This window comes from Parabacteroides sp. AM08-6 (genome assembly GCF_003473295.1).
Lineage (GTDB): Bacteria > Bacteroidota > Bacteroidia > Bacteroidales > Tannerellaceae > Parabacteroides.
The window spans coordinates 380,030-398,606 of record NZ_QRMP01000002.1 but is presented as its reverse complement, the minus strand read 5'-3'; the positions used below and the strand labels follow the sequence as shown (position 1 = coordinate 398,606).

Annotated in this window: 10 protein-coding genes and 1 tRNA gene; 10 read left to right on the top strand and 1 reads right to left on the bottom strand. The window is 41.1% G+C overall.

Annotation, left to right across the window (positions count from 1 at the left end):
* Window positions 1-11 precede the first annotated feature (11 nt).
* From DW103_RS03385 to DW103_RS03355, 7 genes are all read left to right on the top strand, one after another.
* Entirely contained in the window at window positions 12-3,110 is a 3,099-nt protein-coding gene (locus DW103_RS03385) for a TonB-dependent receptor (protein WP_122274238.1), read from the top strand.
* 20 nt (window positions 3,111-3,130) lie between these two features.
* Window positions 3,131-5,011, top strand: coding sequence for a RagB/SusD family nutrient uptake outer membrane protein (locus DW103_RS03380; protein ID WP_158576660.1), 1,881 nt, complete (start codon window positions 3,131-3,133; stop codon window positions 5,009-5,011).
* Between the two features lie 28 nt (window positions 5,012-5,039).
* Complete coding sequence (locus DW103_RS03375) at window positions 5,040-5,477, top strand: hypothetical protein (RefSeq protein ID WP_122274236.1); 438 nt, start codon at window positions 5,040-5,042, stop codon at window positions 5,475-5,477.
* Window positions 5,478-5,779: 302 nt separating this feature from the next.
* Window positions 5,780-7,210, top strand: coding sequence for a sodium:proton antiporter NhaD (gene nhaD, locus DW103_RS03370; RefSeq protein WP_122274235.1), 1,431 nt, complete (start codon window positions 5,780-5,782; stop codon window positions 7,208-7,210).
* Window positions 7,211-7,292: 82 nt separating this feature from the next.
* The gene (locus DW103_RS03365; RefSeq protein WP_370453449.1) at window positions 7,293-7,958 is read left to right on the top strand and encodes an MgtC/SapB family protein; all 666 of its coding nucleotides are present in this window, start codon (window positions 7,293-7,295) and stop codon (window positions 7,956-7,958) included.
* A gap of 64 nt (window positions 7,959-8,022) precedes the next feature.
* The gene (locus DW103_RS03360) at window positions 8,023-8,658 is read left to right on the top strand and encodes a hypothetical protein (RefSeq protein ID WP_122274233.1); all 636 of its coding nucleotides are present in this window, start codon (window positions 8,023-8,025) and stop codon (window positions 8,656-8,658) included.
* A gap of 61 nt (window positions 8,659-8,719) precedes the next feature.
* On the top strand, window positions 8,720-9,301 hold the full coding sequence (locus DW103_RS03355) for a uracil-DNA glycosylase family protein (protein ID WP_122274232.1): 582 nt from the start codon (window positions 8,720-8,722) through the stop codon (window positions 9,299-9,301).
* A 145-nt stretch (window positions 9,302-9,446) separates the two neighbouring features.
* Here DW103_RS03355 and DW103_RS03350 read toward each other — a convergent pair whose 3' ends face one another.
* A complete protein-coding gene (locus DW103_RS03350; protein WP_122274231.1) occupies window positions 9,447-10,949 on the bottom strand; it encodes a glutamine synthetase family protein in 1,503 nt (500 codons plus the stop codon).
* 163 nt (window positions 10,950-11,112) lie between these two features.
* Here DW103_RS03350 and DW103_RS03345 point away from each other — a divergent pair.
* From DW103_RS03345 to DW103_RS03335, 3 genes are all read left to right on the top strand, one after another.
* A tRNA-Trp gene (locus DW103_RS03345) sits at window positions 11,113-11,185 on the top strand.
* A 278-nt stretch (window positions 11,186-11,463) separates the two neighbouring features.
* Window positions 11,464-17,154 carry an alpha-2-macroglobulin family protein gene (locus tag DW103_RS03340; protein WP_122274230.1) on the top strand — a complete coding sequence of 1,897 codons (5,691 nt, stop codon included), beginning with the start codon at window positions 11,464-11,466 and terminating at the stop codon, window positions 17,152-17,154.
* Between the two features lie 233 nt (window positions 17,155-17,387).
* Complete coding sequence (locus DW103_RS03335; protein ID WP_122274229.1) at window positions 17,388-18,554, top strand: Gfo/Idh/MocA family protein; 1,167 nt, start codon at window positions 17,388-17,390, stop codon at window positions 18,552-18,554.
* Window positions 18,555-18,577 lie beyond the last annotated feature (23 nt).

Sequence of the window (18,577 nt, the reverse complement as noted above, 5' to 3'; positions counted from 1 at the left end):
AAAATAAGAGTATGAAAAATAAAATATTATTCATTATCATTTTATTATCTACAATGGCTATTTCCGGCTGGGCACAAGAAAAAACAATTACCGGAGTAGTTGTTGATGAATTGAATGAGCCTGTATTCGGGGCAAATGTAGTAGAAGATAAAACGACAAATGGAGTTTCAACAGATGCAGAGGGCAGATTCCAATTGAATCTAACAGGAAAAAGTAATTATTTTACTGTTACCTTTATCGGATATAAGCCTTTACACATAAAAATAAGTTCAACTACTTCTTACAAATTACAATTAGAAGTTGATGCTACAGAATTGGATGATGTTGTAATTGTCGGATACGGCACACAGAAAAAAGCTAGTGTAGTCGGTGCTATCACCCAAGTTAAATCGGAAGATTTGCAGCAAGCCTCTGTTCCCAATCTGACAAATGCCATAGCAGGACGTGTTGCCGGTGTAATTACTGTTATGGGAAGTGGCAAACCCGGTTCCGATGATTCTAAAATTTATATTCGCGGTCAAGCAACAACGAATTCTACGGATCCTTTGGTATTGGTCGATGGTATCGAACGCGATTGGAAACAAATAGACCCGGAAGATATCGAAAGTTTTTCCGTTTTAAAAGACGCCTCAGCGACAGCCGTATATGGAGTACGTGGAGCAAACGGTGTAATTTTGATTACAACAAAGCGAGGAAAAGTGGGAACACCAACTTTCAATATTTCAGTACAAAGTGCAATCCGGCAACCAATCCGTACACCTAAATATCTAAATTCATACGGATATGCAACTTTAATGAACGAAGCATTGACTAATGACGGTAAACCCAAGGAATATACAGATGAAGATTTGCAACATTATCTGTTACATGATTCGCCTTATACTCACCCGGATAACGATTATTACAAAGATTTTATTCGTAATACCGCTTTACAACATAAAATCAACGCTAGTACTTCAGGAGGAAATGACTTCATGAAATATTTCATTTCAGCTAACATTTCTTTACAGGAAGGGCTATATAAACATTTTGAAAACCAGGATTATAATACAGACACCCAATATGATCGCTATGCTTTCAGGTCTAATTTGGATTTCAATGTCACAAAAAACTTATCCATTGGTGTGGACTTGACCGGACGTCTGGAATTAAGAAAACAACCGAACTTTGATTCAGATATTTTTGACAAAATTCGTCGCCTTCCACCCAACTGGCAACCCTATGTTAACCCGGATGGCTCCATTGGAGGTCGTTCCGATGAAACCCGATTAGCACCATTCGCTTTGGTGACTTTATACGGAAATCGAAGAAGGAACAAAAATGTCTTGGAAGGAGCTTTCAAACTAAACGAAAAGATGGATTATGTCACAAAAGGATTGTCATTTAGAGCTTTAGTCGGTTATAATAGTTCATTTGAATCTAGAAGGGATATATCCACCAAACCGGAATTGTATCAATATGACCGTTTTGGAGTCTATACAAAAAACCGGGATAGACAGGACATATCCATTTCAACCGGAAAAGGTCCGGCTAGCCGACGTGTATCTTTCGAAGCTGCACTTAATTATAACCGTACATTCAACGAGCATGCTGTAACAGCAATGGTTCTCTATCAACAAATCCAAAATTATGACCAATGGAATATTCCAACAGGTTATTTAGGATGGGTAGGACGTGCCACCTACAGTTTTAAACAACGTTACTTGTTTGAAGTAAATGCAGGTTATAACGGTTCCATGCAATTTTCGAAAGATCATCGTTACGGTTTCTTCCCTGCCCTGTCATTAGGATGGGTAGTTTCAGAAGAATCTTTCCTGAAAGGCAACAAAATCCTCTCTTATTTGAAGTTACGTGGTTCATACGGAGAAATCGGTAATGACAAAATCGGTAATTTTAAATACTTATACGAACAAGTTTACAAACAGGTAAAAGACAGCCAGAAATATCATTGGAATTGGGGGCAAACCTATACAGGCCTTAATGCCGCCGACAAACGCGGACTAATTGAAGGACAATTAGGTAACGATAAGGTAGGTTGGGAACGTGCCCGGAAAACAAATATCGGATTCGATGCCAAATTCTTTGATAACAAGTTATCGTTAACTGCTGATTATTTCCATGAGAATCGTACGGATATTTTAGCTATTCCATACTCTATTCCTTTAGTATTGGGTATGAATAAGCCACAATCCAGCGAACGAGATGATTATCAGGGATTACCTCCACAAAACATTGGCAGGGTAACAAATAAAGGTATTGATTTTGAAGTATCTTACAATGGAACCGCCGGAAAAGTAAAGTATTTCATCAAGGGAAATATGACATTTGCCCGTAATAAAATAATCCGTATTGATGAAGAAGGGAAAAAATATGATTGGCAAAAAAAAGAAGGAAAACGCTTAGGACAACATTTCGGATATACAGATATCGGATTATACCAAAAAGAAGATTTTGTTCTGGATGCCAATGGAGAATTATCGTTAGTAGGTGGTTTTCCTGTCTTGAAAGATGGAATTCCTGTTCCAACCATGGGAGTTGTATACCCTGGCGACTGTAAATATAAAGACTTGAATAACGACGGTGTTATCAATAGCTACGATATAGGTGCTATAGGCAAGGGATTAGTTCCGGAAATAAATTATGGTATCACCTTAGGAGCCGACTGGAACAATTTCGATGTTAACATCTTATTTCAAGGGGCAGGCAACGCTGATATCTATTTTAATGAAGATGCCATCTGGGAATTCAGAGCAAACGGCAAAGTCATGGAACATCATTTAGGCCGGTACAATCCGGAAGATCCGGCTAGTTGGGAAACAGCAACTTATCCCAGATTACATGCTTCTGATAATCCTAACAACCATGTAAAATCAACACGTTGGTTATACTCTCGAAATTATTTCCGTCTGAAAAATCTGGAAATCGGATATAGCCTTCCCAAATCCCTTTTAAGCAAAGTACATATCAAGAAGCTACGCATCTTTGCCAACGGGACAAATTTGATGACAGTCGACCATGTAATGAACTGGGACCCGGAATCTCCTTCAAGCGATGGAAACCAATATCCTCAGACAAGAAACTGGAATATCGGTATTAATGTTAATTTCTAATTTAATAAATGGATAAGATAATGAAAAAGATATTTATTCATATAAATCAACTTATAGCTTGCTGCATTCTCATTTTCAATCTAACATCTTGTGCAGATGATGGTTCCGGATTATTGGATAAAGCGGAATCGGGAGAATTGAATGAGGAGCGTGTTTTTAGTAATGCCGGTTATACCGGGCAGTTCCTCACTGATATTTATAGAAGAATGCCTAACGGATGGCTTGAAAACGTATATCTGGACGCAGCAACAGACATCGGAGAATCCCGCCCTTGGTGGGGATGGGTGAATACTGTCCACACAGGAGCTTATAATGCATCGGATATTCCGGACCGGCTTAATCGATGGGCTGATTATTATGCTGCTATTCGTGCATGCAATAAGTTTTTGGAACATATTGAGGATGTTCCGGCAGACCCGGAAGCAACTATCCTAGGTTCAATCTTAAATGATTCTATTCGGGAGCAACGAAAATATGAAGCAGTTTGTTTAAGAGCTTACTTTTATTCCGAATTAGTAAGGTGTTACGGGGGAGTTCCTTTAATAACTAAAACGTTAGATATTAATTCGCCGGAACTTTACACACCCAGAGCCACTCTGCAGGAAATGAAAGAGTTTATTGTTGAAGAATGTGATAAAGCCGCCGCTCATTTGGTATCCAGGCAAACAGGTATGGATTATCCGAGAGCTACCAGTACAATCGCAAAAGGGATAAAAGCCCGTTTTCTGCTCCATATAGCAAGTCCTTTGTTCAACAATAATGTAGATGCTTTAGGTAACGCTACGACTTCCGATATGCCTTACAGTTGGGGAAGTTACGATAAACAGCATTGGAAAGATGCTGCTGATGCAGCAATGGATGTTTTGACAAATGATTCTTATTATAAGTTAGTCGTAAAAACTGAAAACAGTAATTTCTTTCCCCAAGCGTCTTATCCGGGTTCTTGGAAAGCGATGGGATGGTTTAATGTCTTTGTGACAGATTATAATACTGAAGTTTTCATAGCCAACCCATACAAAGGTAATACCAATGAATTGGAAAAATGGCAACTTCCCGGTTCTTTCAATACCGGAGGAGATGCCTCATACACGCTTCCGACCTATAATTATGCAGCTATCTTTGAAACGAAAGAGGGTATTCCCGTCTACAAAACAGACGATTATGGAGTTCCTTTACTTGACTCTAACGGTGAATTTGAAATCAATCCGGCTTCCGGCTTTGATCCGCAGAAACCTTATGATAACCGCGATTCCCGTTTTTATCACTCTCTTTATTATCAAGGAGCCAAATTCTCCAACCTGACAATTAATGTTTGGAGAGCTGAAGACGGACGAAAAGGTTCCGAATATCAGGTAGGGTATGCCAACACCGGATTATTCCTTCGCAAGTTTTTAAACCCGAAGGCTATTACACGTAATAATTCCGGTATACAAGGTACTACCAGTCATCGCTATCCATTGATGCGTTATGTTGAATTCATATTAGCTTACGCAGAGGCTGAAAATGAATATCTGGAAGATGGAGCAGATCGTTCCAAGGTAATCGAACAATTGGATAAAATCAGGGAAAGGGCTGATATGCCTGACGTTAGAACAACTTTCCAAAGAAATGGCTGGAGTATAACCAGTAAAAAACAAATGCGTAAATTCATTCGAAACGAAAGAACAATAGAATTGGCATTCGAAGATAATCGCTTCTATGATATTCGTAGATGGAAAATTGGTGAAGAGACACAAAAAACAATTTATGCTCATGATGTTATATTGAATGATGACGGAACAATCACATACAAAATAATACCATGGGAAAGACGTCTTTTCCAAGCCAAAGATCATTTATTGCCAATTCCTCAAGGAGAAATAAATAACAATGAAAATCTGGAACAAAATCCAGGCTGGTAATAACTCTATTAATTTAATAATATAGATTATGAAAACAAACAAGATAATTAATTTTCTTTTTGTACTCTTTATCTTTACCATATTAACCGGATGTGATAAAGAAGAAAATATGTTTGCAAAATTTCCTCCAGAAATTCTTTATAAACGGTTGGAAATGGGAACAAGCGGCGAAAAATGGCAAGTGAGTCCGGATGCACAAGAAATAACACTTCAAGCCGGGATAACCGAATGGACTATACGAGCCCGCGTTAGTTCTCCAAACGGATTAAGTAGTATTCAACTACTAAAAGTCAACGCAAATAACGAAGATTTGTTAGAAACTTACTCCGAATTCACAAGCAACCCAAACGTTTATGAATTAAGTTTTGTTATTTCCGGCATTACTTCAGAAACAACAATCAGAATCAAAGCTTCTGATAAAGCCGGCAATCAAACGATTAAAGATTTCAAGATTAAAACACAATAACAAAACAACGTATCAGAATCAGATTCTTGAAGAACAGATTTTATAGAATGGAGATGCTATTAAAATAATTAAGGCGAACTATTCATATATACTGAAACTTCACACAATAATCCCCTTATTTCCCTTTTCTCTTCACAGAGTAAGGCTTAATAAGGGGATTTTTACCCTACACAAATAAAAAACAGATAAAACGATTGACAAACAACTTCATTCGAAAATGAAGCGGAAAAAGCTACTACACAAATGTGTTTGTTTCATATTATTTGATAATTTTGCAGACTCAATAGAAAAATACAAATATCATGTCAACTACAATGGTTCTCATTTTTCTGGTAGGATATTTACTTATCGCACTGGAACACCCTCTGAAAATCAATAAAGCTGGGACAGCTCTACTTACAGGGACCATCCTTTGGATATTGTACACATTTGGTTCTCCTCAATTCATACCAAATGCTTCAGCAGAGGAATTCAAGCTTTTTTTAGAAGCGTTTCCCAATATAAGGGATTTACCGTATGCCGAACAGTGCATACAATTCGTTACAAATTATCAAATACTCGACAGCATCGGAGAAATAGCCGAAACACTGATATTCCTGATTGGGGCTATGATTACTGTGGAGCTTATCGACTCGCACGGAGGATTCATGTTCATTACGAACAGGATTACTACTAATGACAAGCGTAAATTACTATTTGTCATTACGGCTATTACATTTTTCATGTCAGCGGTATTAGATAACCTGACAACATCTATTGTAATGATTATGCTGATACGTAAGCTTATCGGCAATTATAAAGAGCGCTGGATTTTCGGCAGTATCATCGTTATTGCAGCCAACAGCGGTGGAGCTTGGTCACCTATTGGCGATGTGACTACCATTATGCTCTGGGTACGGGGAAATATTTCCACTGCGGCAACTATTCCTCACTTGTTCCTGCCCAGTTTAGTTTCGGCATTCGTTCCGGTACTGATTATTTCACGTCATCTCCATGGAAGCGTTACACCGCCAAATGTATTTGAGGAAAACAAAGATAATCTTTTAATCAAAGTATTAAAATCCAAGGAAAAGCTGGCTATCCTAGGCATCGGGTTGTTCTGCCTGCTTTTTGTTCCGGTATTCAAAACAATAACCCATCTTCCTCCATTCATGGGGATTTTAACGGGAGTCGGTATTCTATGGATATTCACAGAACTGATGTACAGACGCACACATATCAATGAGGATGTGAAATTACGTTTAGCCAAAGTAGTTAGCCGCATAGATGGGGCAACTCTGATGTTTTTCCTCGGTATACTACTGGCTGTAGATGCTTTACGTTGTGGAGGCATTTTAAGTAATTTTTCCGTTTGGCTGGACGATACAATCGGAAACGTATATGCGGTCAATTTGATTATCGGAACCCTGTCGGCTGTAGTGGATAATGTTCCGCTGGTAGCCGGTGCCATCGGCATGTATCCGGTTGCTTCGGATGCAATGCTTGCTGCAGCTGCCGATCCCGCTTATTTATCACATTTCGTACAAGACGGTGTATTTTGGCAATTCCTTGCTTATTGTGCCGGAACAGGTGGTAGTATGTTGATTATCGGTTCTGCTGCCGGAGTGGTTGTCATGGGATTGGAACGTATCAATTTCCTGTGGTATCTGAAACATATTTCGTTATTGGCACTGGCGGGGTATTTATCGGGGGCAACTGTTTATATCTTGCAGAACGTAATTCTGGGTATCTGACATAAAGAAAACAGATAAAAAATCCCATATCCTCATAAATTGTTGCTATATTTCAGCTTCTAAACTAAATAAAGCAATTACTATGATGATATGGGATTTTATTTTACGGTTATTCGTGGCAGGAATTCTTGGAGCTATCATTGGGTTAGACCGGGAATACAGGGCTAAAGAGGCCGGCTACAGGACTCATTTCCTGGTATCGTTGGGCAGTGCCTTGATTATGATTGTTTCCCAATATGGTTTCCAGCAAATCATTCAGGAAAACAGTGTGACACTAGACCCTAGCCGTGTGGCGGCACAGGTAGTAAGCGGTATTGGTTTTATCGGAGCCGGTACTATCATTATACAAAAACAATTTGTACGCGGACTGACCACGGCTGCCGGTATTTGGGCAACTGCCGGTATCGGTCTGGCATGCGGAGCCGGGATGTATGGTATTAGTACTGCCGCAACCATACTCACACTTATCGGGCTGGAAGTTCTGAGTTTCATCTTTAAAAGTGTTGGGATGAAAAGTTCATTGATTGTTTTTTCCACTACAGACAAAGATATTATTAAAAAAATCATCTCTGTCTTCAATCATCACGGTTATCTGCTGACATCATACGAGTTGAAAAAACTAAGTCATACAGAGTCAAACACTTATTCTATATCCATCGTTGTCAAAGCTAAAAAATATTCCGATGCAAGTCCGGTAATTCTCTTTGCCGAAGCATTTCCGGAAATCACAATCGAACGAATTGAATAGCAAGAAGCCCTGTAAGCGGGACAGTTTTACTATATTTGTCCCGTAATTTACATAATGAATACAAATGAATATGTTTTCCAAACTTTTTAAAAAGAAAGACGAAGAGGCAGAAATACAAACAAAAGGTTCTGTTGAAGAGTTCGTTACGTTAATCCGTGTGTATTATCAGGCTGTTATGGCTGTACAATTAGGAATCACCAATCTCAACATCCTGTCTGATATGGCACTGTTTAAACGGATGTTGAAAATCCCGACTCAGAACAACAAGCTGGGAATTGCCGAAAAATCAAAAGCGCGCAAAGTCCTGATGCAGGATTACGGATTAAATGAGGACTTCTTCAAGGAAATAGATGCTTCCGTCAAGAAAAACTGCAAATCGCAAAACGATATAAAATCGTATTTCATCATGTTTCAGGGCTTCAACAACGACCTGTTTTCTTTACTAGACAGCTTGATGAAATGGAAATTCCGTTTTTCCATGCTGGTGAAAAAACTATTGTATGCCCAAACTCAGAAAACCATACATGAAATTTTGACCCGTTCCGAATGGAAAGAAGTCAGCGTCCAGAAAGTGGCTTGGAAAATCCGCAAATATCAGGAGACATTAGGTTATTCGGAACAATGGATGACAGACTTCGTCTACCATGTCGTGCTGATGGCTAAAGAGGACGCAAAAAAACAACGTAAGGCAGATAAATAGTCTTTTTTGTCGCTGAAACACATGAAAAAGGAAAGCAAACGACCAAACAGTCACAGATAAGATGGATAACCGAGAAACAGAATTACATCCGTTGGGGTTCTTCCTGCCGGAGAATACGAAGCTGCTGATGCTGGGTAGTTTTCCGCCTCCTCGCGCTCGATGGTCGATGAACTTCTATTACCCGAATATCCAGAATGATATGTGGCGAATACTGGGCCTCATCTTCTATAATAATAAGAATTACTTTCTGGAAACAAAAAAAGCTTTCAGCGAAGAAAAAGCAAAGGCTTTTTGCCGGGAAAAAGGAATTGGTATCGGAGATACGGCTGTAGAGGTTGTCCGATTGAAGAAAAATGCTTCCGACAATTTCCTACAAGTTGTAACTCCGCTTAATCCGGAAGAAGTATTGGCACAAATACCCCAATGTGAAGCAATTGTCGTAACGGGACAAAAAGCGATGGACACATTAATTGCCATGCTGCCACCTCTTGAAGAGCCCAAAGTAGGCGCCTATTCCCGCTTCACCCTTTTAGGACGTATCTTCCGTCTGTACCGCATGCCTTCCTCCTCCCGGGCCTACCCGAAACCGTTGGAAGAAAAGGCAGATATTTATAGGAAAATGTTTGAAGAATTAAATCTTTAAAGATTTGTATTATTCGTTTAAAATATCCGACACCGACTCTTTATCCTGTCGGTGTCGATTATCCTTAAAGAAAATGGAGCTTTCTTATAGCCGGCCTCTATAGCCTTAAACTTCCGGTTACTTTTCTTTCAAGAGAAAAGTAATATCAACCGCAATGAAAATACTGTTCCACCAATTTCAACATTCCTTCTGAATCATCTTTCAAATCCTCACGTAATGTAGTATCCTGATAACTTTCCAGTTTTTTAATAATGCCGTCAATCATACTCGGGCTAAACACTTTATATTGCTCGAATATCGCACGCTGGCTTTGCAGACATTTAGCCGAAGCGGCACAACTATCCGGAAGTTGGTCGAGCGATTTCAACCTGTCTTTATTTTCTTCCTGATGGATGTTGACATTTACATACGTCTTTTCCGCTATATCCAAAGCATCCGGCAATTCAAAACCATACCGGCAGGCAACAGCCAATCCGGCCAGCAACTGATATAAATCTGCCGAACCATCCGGCGAACGCATTTCTACCGTTTGTTTTTGTGCCGTATCATAATGGCTGTCAGCCTCCAACGGATTAGCTAACGCGCACATATCCTTTTTAGCAGCCCAACCAAGCGGTACACGTACTAATACCGAACGGTTCCGGTCGCCCCAGCAAACATTGGTAGGCGCTTCCTGATGAGGAACCAAACGGAAATAAGAAGTAGGATTCGTATTCCCGAAAGCCGTTATAGAAGGAGCCAGTTTCATCATACCGGCAATTGCCTTTCGAGCTATTTCCGACAATACGCCACCGGACAACATCTGGTTCTGTCCCTCTTTCATAATCCTCATATGGATATGAAGACCGGAACCGGCCTTTCCGACTGTGATTTTCGGGGCAAACGTAATATTCAAACCATACTCGTAAGCCAAATTACGAATGACCCATTTGGCAATCATTAATTGATCGGCGGCATCTTCTACCCGTGTCGGCAGAAACTCTATTTCATTTTGTTCATAGATTTTTCCGTTTAAAGTAAAATTGCCAACTTCCGAATGACCGTACTTAATCTGTCCGCCGGCTTGGGCAATATACTGCATACATTGCGTACGGAAAAGATTAAATTTGGCATAAGGACCGGATTCATGATACCCTTTTTGGTCGGTAGCCGGAAATAATTCTTCTTCATCCGAAATCACATAATATTCCAGTTCACCCATTGCCTGAAACTCCATTCCTGTAACCTCCGTAAAGGCCCGGCTTGCTTTCTTTAAGGTATATTCAGGAGAACTTTCCAACGGTTCGCCGTCTTTATTAAAGAAAGAACAAAGCATGCTCAATGTCGGTAATTCGGCAAACGGATCGACAAACGCCGTACGAAAGCGGGGTATTACATACAAATCGCTACTGCCCGCTTCGATAAAGGAAAAAAGACTGGAGCCATCCACCCGTTCACCGCAAGTCAGGATTGCATCGAGATAAGCAGCATTATTGATAACAAAATTCAATGTTTTCAAACGCCCGTCTCCGGCAGGATACATAAAATTAACCATCCGGATGCCTTTCTCTTTAATAAAGGAAACAATATCCGCTTTTGTAAATTCAGAAGAAGGTTTCTGAAGGAATGCCACTAACAGGTTCGCATTCAATTCTAATTCATCTTTCATGTCTTTGTTGATTGTTTTTATAGAGTTTGATTAACAATGTTTCAAAGGTAAAAAAGAAAATCGGCACATTGTCCTATTAACGACAAAATAAATGGTTTTTCGAACTCTTTTTATCTATTATAGTTGGAGATTTAAATTATTCCACTACTTTTGCACCCGCATTACGGAAGTAGCTCAGTTGGTAGAGCACTGGTCTCCAAAACCAGGTGTCGGGAGTTCGAGCCTCTCCTTCCGTGCTTTCTTTATATCCCTTCCTTCACTCTATCCCAATCTTATTTGTATTTCATCAGTATGTCTCTTTCGTTCTACGTTCGTGAAACGCAAAAGCATCGAACGTATTTTTTGCGTTCCACGTTCGTATTTTTTTCGTTCATCGAACGTGAAACGCATAAGAGGTAGTCAGCTTTCCTGATTTCCTGTTTTTTTATTCATAAAAGCGCAGCCCTTTGAATTTTAATTCCTATCTTTGCTTATACAAACAGCAGGCTTCTTTCAACCTTAAATTTAATATATTATGAAATTAAAACTAATTCATGTGGTAATGTTGCTATGGTTGGGAACAACTCCGGCTGTACAGGCACAAACTTTCGACAAATTGTGGGAACAAGTAGAGCAGGCAGAAAGGAAAAGCTTACCTGAAACAGTTATAAAAATAACGGACGAAATTTATCAGAAAGGAGAGAAGGAAAAGAATTCTCCCCAAATGCTAAAAGCATACCTTTGGCAAATGAGATACCGGAATAAGTTAACGCCGGACAGCCATTACACCACCCTGAAAGAAATGGAACAATGGGCGAAACAAAGTGGCAAACCGATAGACCGCGCCATATTGCATTCGTTGATAGCAGGGATTTATGCCGATTACGCCTCAAAGAATCAATGGCAAATCCGGCAACGGGCGGAGATTGCCGGTCAAGAACCAGCAGAAGATATACGCGAATGGACAGCAAATATGTTTCGGGAAAAAGTACGGACAAATGCAAAAGAAGCACTGGCAGATTCGGCATTATTGCTCAAGACCTCTTCCGAAACTTATATGCCTTTTATAGAATTGGGTGAGGCTAGTGAATATTATCATCACGACATGTATCACCTATTGGCTTCCCGCAGTATTGAGGCTTTACAACAAATCAGAAGACTACGCAGTAAAGATAACGACCTCCCTTCATCCCCGGTAGAACAAGATATTACGACAATCTATGAGAACATGATTTCTGCTTATAAAACATCCGGCCCGAAAGAAGGATATATATTGACTACACTAAACTTTCTAGACTGGAAATACAAACCAGAGAACTTGTATCAGCCTTTCCTGCCTAAAACCGGACTTCAGGAATCCGAATCAGACACAGACCCTTATATTATTGCATTGAATGAGCTGAAAAAACAATCTAATTCAATTCCCATATGCGCCGAAGTTTACTTGACACAGGCTCGTTATGCGGTTCAAAAAGAACAGCAAGTGAACGCTTTACAGCTTTGCGACGAGGCCATCCGTCTCTATCCGGATTATAAAAGAATCAATGCGTTAAAGAATCTTCGGGAAGACATTCTGGAACCTTTCCTGAATGTGGACGCGCAGGTTATGGCTTTTCCCGGTGAAAAGATAAAACTCAGGGTCTCACACAAAAACCTGGATGGTTTCACTTTGCACCTCTTTCAGGCTAAGAAAGTGGTTAAGAAACAGCATTATCCCCTCCTTCGTTCGAAAGATTACCAACTACAAGATACTGTATTTACAATCAATGTTCCGAAAGCCGGCACATACCTCATGCGCATCGTACCGGATAACCAGACAAAAAACAATAGCGAGAACCTGTTGAATGTCACACATTTTAAAGTACTGACTCGCCGTCTGCCCGAAGGAGAATATGAAGCTGTGACATTGGACGCACAGACAGGACATCCTATTCCGAATGCCAAAGTCGTTTTTTATAATGATATTCATAAGACGTTGCAGGAGTTTACCACAGATGAAGACGGGAAAGCCATATTCCCCTGGAATTCAGAATTCCGGTACTTGAAAGCCACGAAAGGTACGGATACTGTGATGCCGCTCATGACTATTTTCGGAGGGAATTATAGATACCACGAAAGTGGCGGTGAAGCGTCCGAGGAAATAAGATTGTTGACCGACCGTTCTTTGTACCGTCCCGGACAAACGGTTTATGTGAAAGGTATCGCTTATCAGCAAAATCCGGATACAGCCCATGTGATTGCAGATAAGGAATATACAGTAACTTTACTGGATGCAAACAACCAAGAAGTGGGACAAAAAGAAGTACGAACCAACGACTTCGGTTCGTTTACCACAGATTTCATCTTGCCTTCCGCCTGTATGAACGGAATGTTTGTGTTGAAGGCAGGAAAAGGAAGAAGGGATATCCGGGTGGAAGAGTATAAACGTCCGACATTCGATATCACTTTTAAGAAACAAGATGAAAGTTATAAGTTGGGAGATGAAATACAGGTAAAAGGCAAGATACAATCGTATAATGGCATCATACAGCAAGGCCTTCCCGTAAAATACAAAGTGACACGTACTGTTTATATCAAGTGGCAGTCGGCAGAAACCTTATTAGCTTCCGGAGAAGTGGTCGCCAACGAAAAAGGAGAATTTACCATACCGGTACGTTTGGAAGAAAACGAAATGTATAAGAACAACAAGATAGCATACTATGATTATTCGATTGAAACGACCGTTACCAATGCGGCAGGTGAGACCCAGTCGTCCACAAATGTCATTCCGGCCACAAGCAGTTCTATGGTTTTACAGGCAAAGTTAAACGAGAAAAACAGCAAGGATAAACCAATTCTTGTTGAAATCATGTTACAGAATCTGAACAAGCACCTCATAGAAGCAAAAGGGACCTACCGCCTGTTCCATGCCAAAAACAAAGAATTAAAAGAGGTGAAAGGCGAACCCGTCGAGACAGGGACATTCACAACCAACAGGGAGTTGACATTTGATTGGAAACATCTTCCTTCAGGACCTTATATTCTGAAACTGGAAGCAAAAGACAACCGGGGTAACGAAGTAACCGCCGAAACCGGCACGATTATATTTTCGACGACAGATATACGTCCACCGGTAGAAAGCCCGGTTTGGTTCTACGAGGAAAACACAGAGTTCGATGCCATTCATCCGGCGAAGTTCTATTTCGGGACTTCCGAGAAAGATGTCTATGTGATGATGAATATATTCTGTGGCGACCGGCTGTTGGATAGGAAAAAGATGTATATATCCGATACGATTGTACCTTTCGATTATCCGTATGAGAAAAGTTACGGTAATGGGTTATCTATCAATTTCTGTATGGTAAGAAATGGAGAGACTTATCAGGAACAGACCCGATTAAAAAAACGATTGCCGGAGAAAACGCTGACAATGAAGTGGGAAGTTTTTCGCGACAAGTTGCGTCCCGGACAGGAAGAAGAATGGAAGCTGACCATTAAAACGCCACAAGGACAGGCTGCCGATGCAGAAATGTTGGCAACCATGTACGATGCTTCATTAGATAAAATATGGAACCGTCCGCAAATATTCCGATACTTCTATATACAGCCTATTTCCTATTCTAACTGGATGAGTGGATACCCCAGAAACCACTCATTCAATTATTCGCAAAAAGATAAATATCCGAAAGTTCCGATAATGGAATACGACCATTTTGTAAAACCATCGATTTCTAAGCTGGGTGAACATTCAGCCTTAGACGAAGTGGTAGTCGTCGGATTCGGAGCACAGAAAAAGAATACGTTAGTAGGTGCCGTAACAACTATCGGTACAGACAATGTCGAATCTATGATGAGGAATAAGCTGAATGCACAAGAGGATGAATTGTTCAAAGAAGAAAAAGAAGAACATATCCTCGCCGAGGTACCTGCCGATTTACGCACAAATCTTAATGAAACCGCCTTCTTCTATCCGCAACTTCGTACAAACGAGCAAGGAGAAATTGTATTCTCTTTTACAATGCCCGAAAGTCTTACGCGTTGGAACTTCTGTGGATATTCCCATACGAAAGGAATGTCCATGGGGACATTAGACAGCACAGCGACCACCAGTAAAGAATTTATGTTGACTCCTAATCTACCCCGCTTTGTACGTGTTGGTGACCAGACATCTATTGCGGCTTCTATCTCAAATATGACAGGTAAGTCACAGTCTGGAACAGTAAGCATGATACTCTTTGACCCGATAACAGAAAAAGTAATCAGCACACAGATACAGAAATTCACGGTGACGTCCGGAGAAACGATTGGAGTAAACTTTATGTTTACAGCAAGTGATAAGTACGAAGCACTGGGATGCCGGCTGATAGCCGACAATGAAACTTTCAGCGACGGAGAACAGCAGTTACTTCCTGTGCTGAGCAATAAAGAGCATTTGGTAGAAACCCTGCCAATGCCTGTCCGCGGAGAAGAAACCCGTACATTCTCACTTGATAAATTGTTCAATCGCCATAGTTCGACGGCTACCGACCGTAAATTGACAATTGAATATACCGGAAATCCGGCTTGGTATGCCATTCAGGCACTGCCTTCACTAAGTATTCCGGTGAATAATAATGCAATCTCCTGGGCTACCGCATATTACGCAAATACCCTGGCAGCATTTATTATGAACAGCCAACCACGTATCAAGGCTGTATTCGACAGTTGGAAACTTCAGGGCGGAACAAAAGAAACATTCCTCAGCAACCTGCAAAAGAATCAGGAAGTGAAGAATATTCTGTTATCCGAATCTCCGTGGGTGCTCGAAGCACAGACGGAAGAACAACAGAAAGAACGTATCGCTACGCTATTCGACTTGAATACGATTAGTAGCAATAGTATTGCAGCCCTGACAAGATTGCAGGAATTACAAAAAGCCGACGGAGCTTGGTCGTGGTGTAAGGGAATGAGTAGTAGCCACTACGTTACACTCTATATTGCCGGGTTGAATGCACGTCTTGCCATGTTGACAGGCAAGGAATTAAATGGTGTAGCATCAATCTTACAGCAAAATGCTTTCGCTTATCTCCATCAATCAGCTTTGAAAGAATACAAAGAAACTCTTAAAGCACAGAAAGAAGGGAAAAAATTCACAGGCGTTTCGGAAAGTATTCTCCAATATTTGTATCTCATTGCGATTTCAGGTGAGGAAATTCCGGCTGACAACCAAGACGCTTACACCTATTATCTTTCCAAAATAAGCGAAATGCTCCAGTCTCCTTCTATGGATACTAAAGCGATTGTAGCCATCGTACTCGATAAAGCCGGTCGTAAGAAAGAAGCGCAGGAATTTACAGCTTCCCTGAAAGAGCATCTGACAAAGACTGACGAACAGGGTATGTTCTTTGCTTTCAATGAAAACCCATATACATGGGGCGGCATGAGAATGCAAGCGCATGTAGCTGTGATGGAAGCAGTGGAACTGATAGATGGAAACAGTGAAACAATAGAAGAAATGAAACTCTGGTTGTTGAAACAGAAGCAGACACAACAATGGAATTCTCCGGTAGCTACCGCTGATGCAATCTACGCATTATTGATGAAGGGAACGAACTTACTCGATAACCAAGAGAGTGTACGTATCCGGATAGCGAAGGAAATACTCGAAACGACGGCTCCGGATAAAACCGGCGTACCGGGACTAAGCTATATCAAACGTTCGTTTACACAGAAAGAAGTAGTAAACGCCCGCAAGATAAAAGTAGAAAAGAAAGGTCCGGGTATCGCTTGGGGAGCTGTGTATGCAGAATACGAATCGCCCGTTAGCGACATGAAACAACAAGGTGGTGAGTTGAATGTGCAGAAACAGTTGTATGTGGAACGGATGGTAGACCATGTATTCCAATTGCAACCAATCACTGGGGAAACCGTTCTTCAGGTAGGGGACAAAGTCGTATCTCGCTTGAGTATCCGCACGGACCGTTCGATGGACTTTGTACAGTTGAAAGACCAACGGGGTGCTTGCTTCGAACCCATCGGAAGTATTTCCGGTTATCGCTGGAACAACGGTTTCGGTTATTATGTAGACATCAAAGAAGCTTCCACCAACTTTTTCTTCGACCATCTGGGAAAAGGAGTCTATATACTGGAATATAGCTACCGCGTCAGTCGTGCAGGTACTTACGAAACAGGCTTGGCGACTATACAGTGCGCTTATGCTCCGGAATATGCTTCACATACCGATTCAAAGACGGTCGTAGTCAAGTAAAATCATTAAGCCAGCAAGTCAACCGTTTCCTGTACAGGGAACGGTTGTTTCTTAGGCGGGGAACGCGAATCCGCCAGATAGGAATAAGAAAAAAGCACGCTTCCATATTGACATGTATTGCAAAACGTTGTATCTTTGGAACCGAAGAGGGGATTATGCCGGCCGTTTTAAAATAAAGAAAAACAGTAACTGCTAGACACTCTATTCACAAAATTGCTAAATATAATATCATCATGAAGAACAGAAAATTAAGAATGGGTATGGTAGGCGGAGGCAGCGATGCTTTCATTGGTGCTATTCACCGTCGCGCCGCCTTTATGGACAATCAAATCGAATTAGTATGTGGATGTTTCAGTGTTGACCCTGAAATATCAAAAAGCTCCGGCCTGTCTTATTTCCTTCCGGAAGACAGGATTTACAGTACCTATCAAGAAATGTTCGAACACGAAATGACATTGCCGGAAGGCGAAAGAATGGATTTTGTCACCATTGTAACCCCTAACCGCTGGCATTTCGAACCGGCTATGATGGCTCTCGAAAGAGGTTTTCACGTGGTTGTGGATAAACCGATGACCTTCTCACTGGAAGAAGCCAAACTTCTTCAGAAAAAAGTAGAAGAAACCGGACTTATACTCGCATTGACACATGTGTATTCTGCTTATCCGGCAGTCAAAGAAGCTAAAACACGTATCGCAAATGGCGAACTGGGTAAGATACGCCGTGTCTATGTGGAATATACACAAGGATGGCTAGCCGACCGTATCGAATTGCAAGGAGGTAATAACGCAGGATGGCGTACAGACCCGAAACGTTCCGGAAAAGCAGGCTGCATCGGCGACATCGGTACACATGCCTGGCATTTAAGCGAATATATCACAGGATTGAAAGTGCAGGAAGTTTGTGCCGATTTGAAAGCATTTGTTCCCGGTCGTCCTATCGATGACGATGGCGCCGCTTTCCTCCGGTATGAAAACGACGTAACCGGTGTATTGACTGCCACCCAAATCGGAGCAGGCGAAGCCAATAATATCCGTATCCGCGTATATGGCGAAAAAGGCGGTATTGAATGGCGTCAGATGGAACCGAACACGCTTACGATAAAATGGGGAAATCGTCCGGCAGAAATTCTGCAAGTCGGCAACAACACCCAATTGGGAGAACTAGCTACTTGGAATACCCGGACACCGGCCGGACATCCAGAAGGATTTATCGAAGCATTTGCCAATATATACAGAAACTTCTCTCTCACGGTAAGAGCTGTCAAGAATGGAGAAAAGCCCAGCGGGAACTGCTTGGACTTCCCGACAGTTTACGATGGAGTAAGAGGCATGCAATTCATTGAAACCATGGTGGAAGCCGGCTACAACGAAAATGTCAAATGGCAGAAATGGATTGACTAAAATCACAAACTCCCTACATTAAT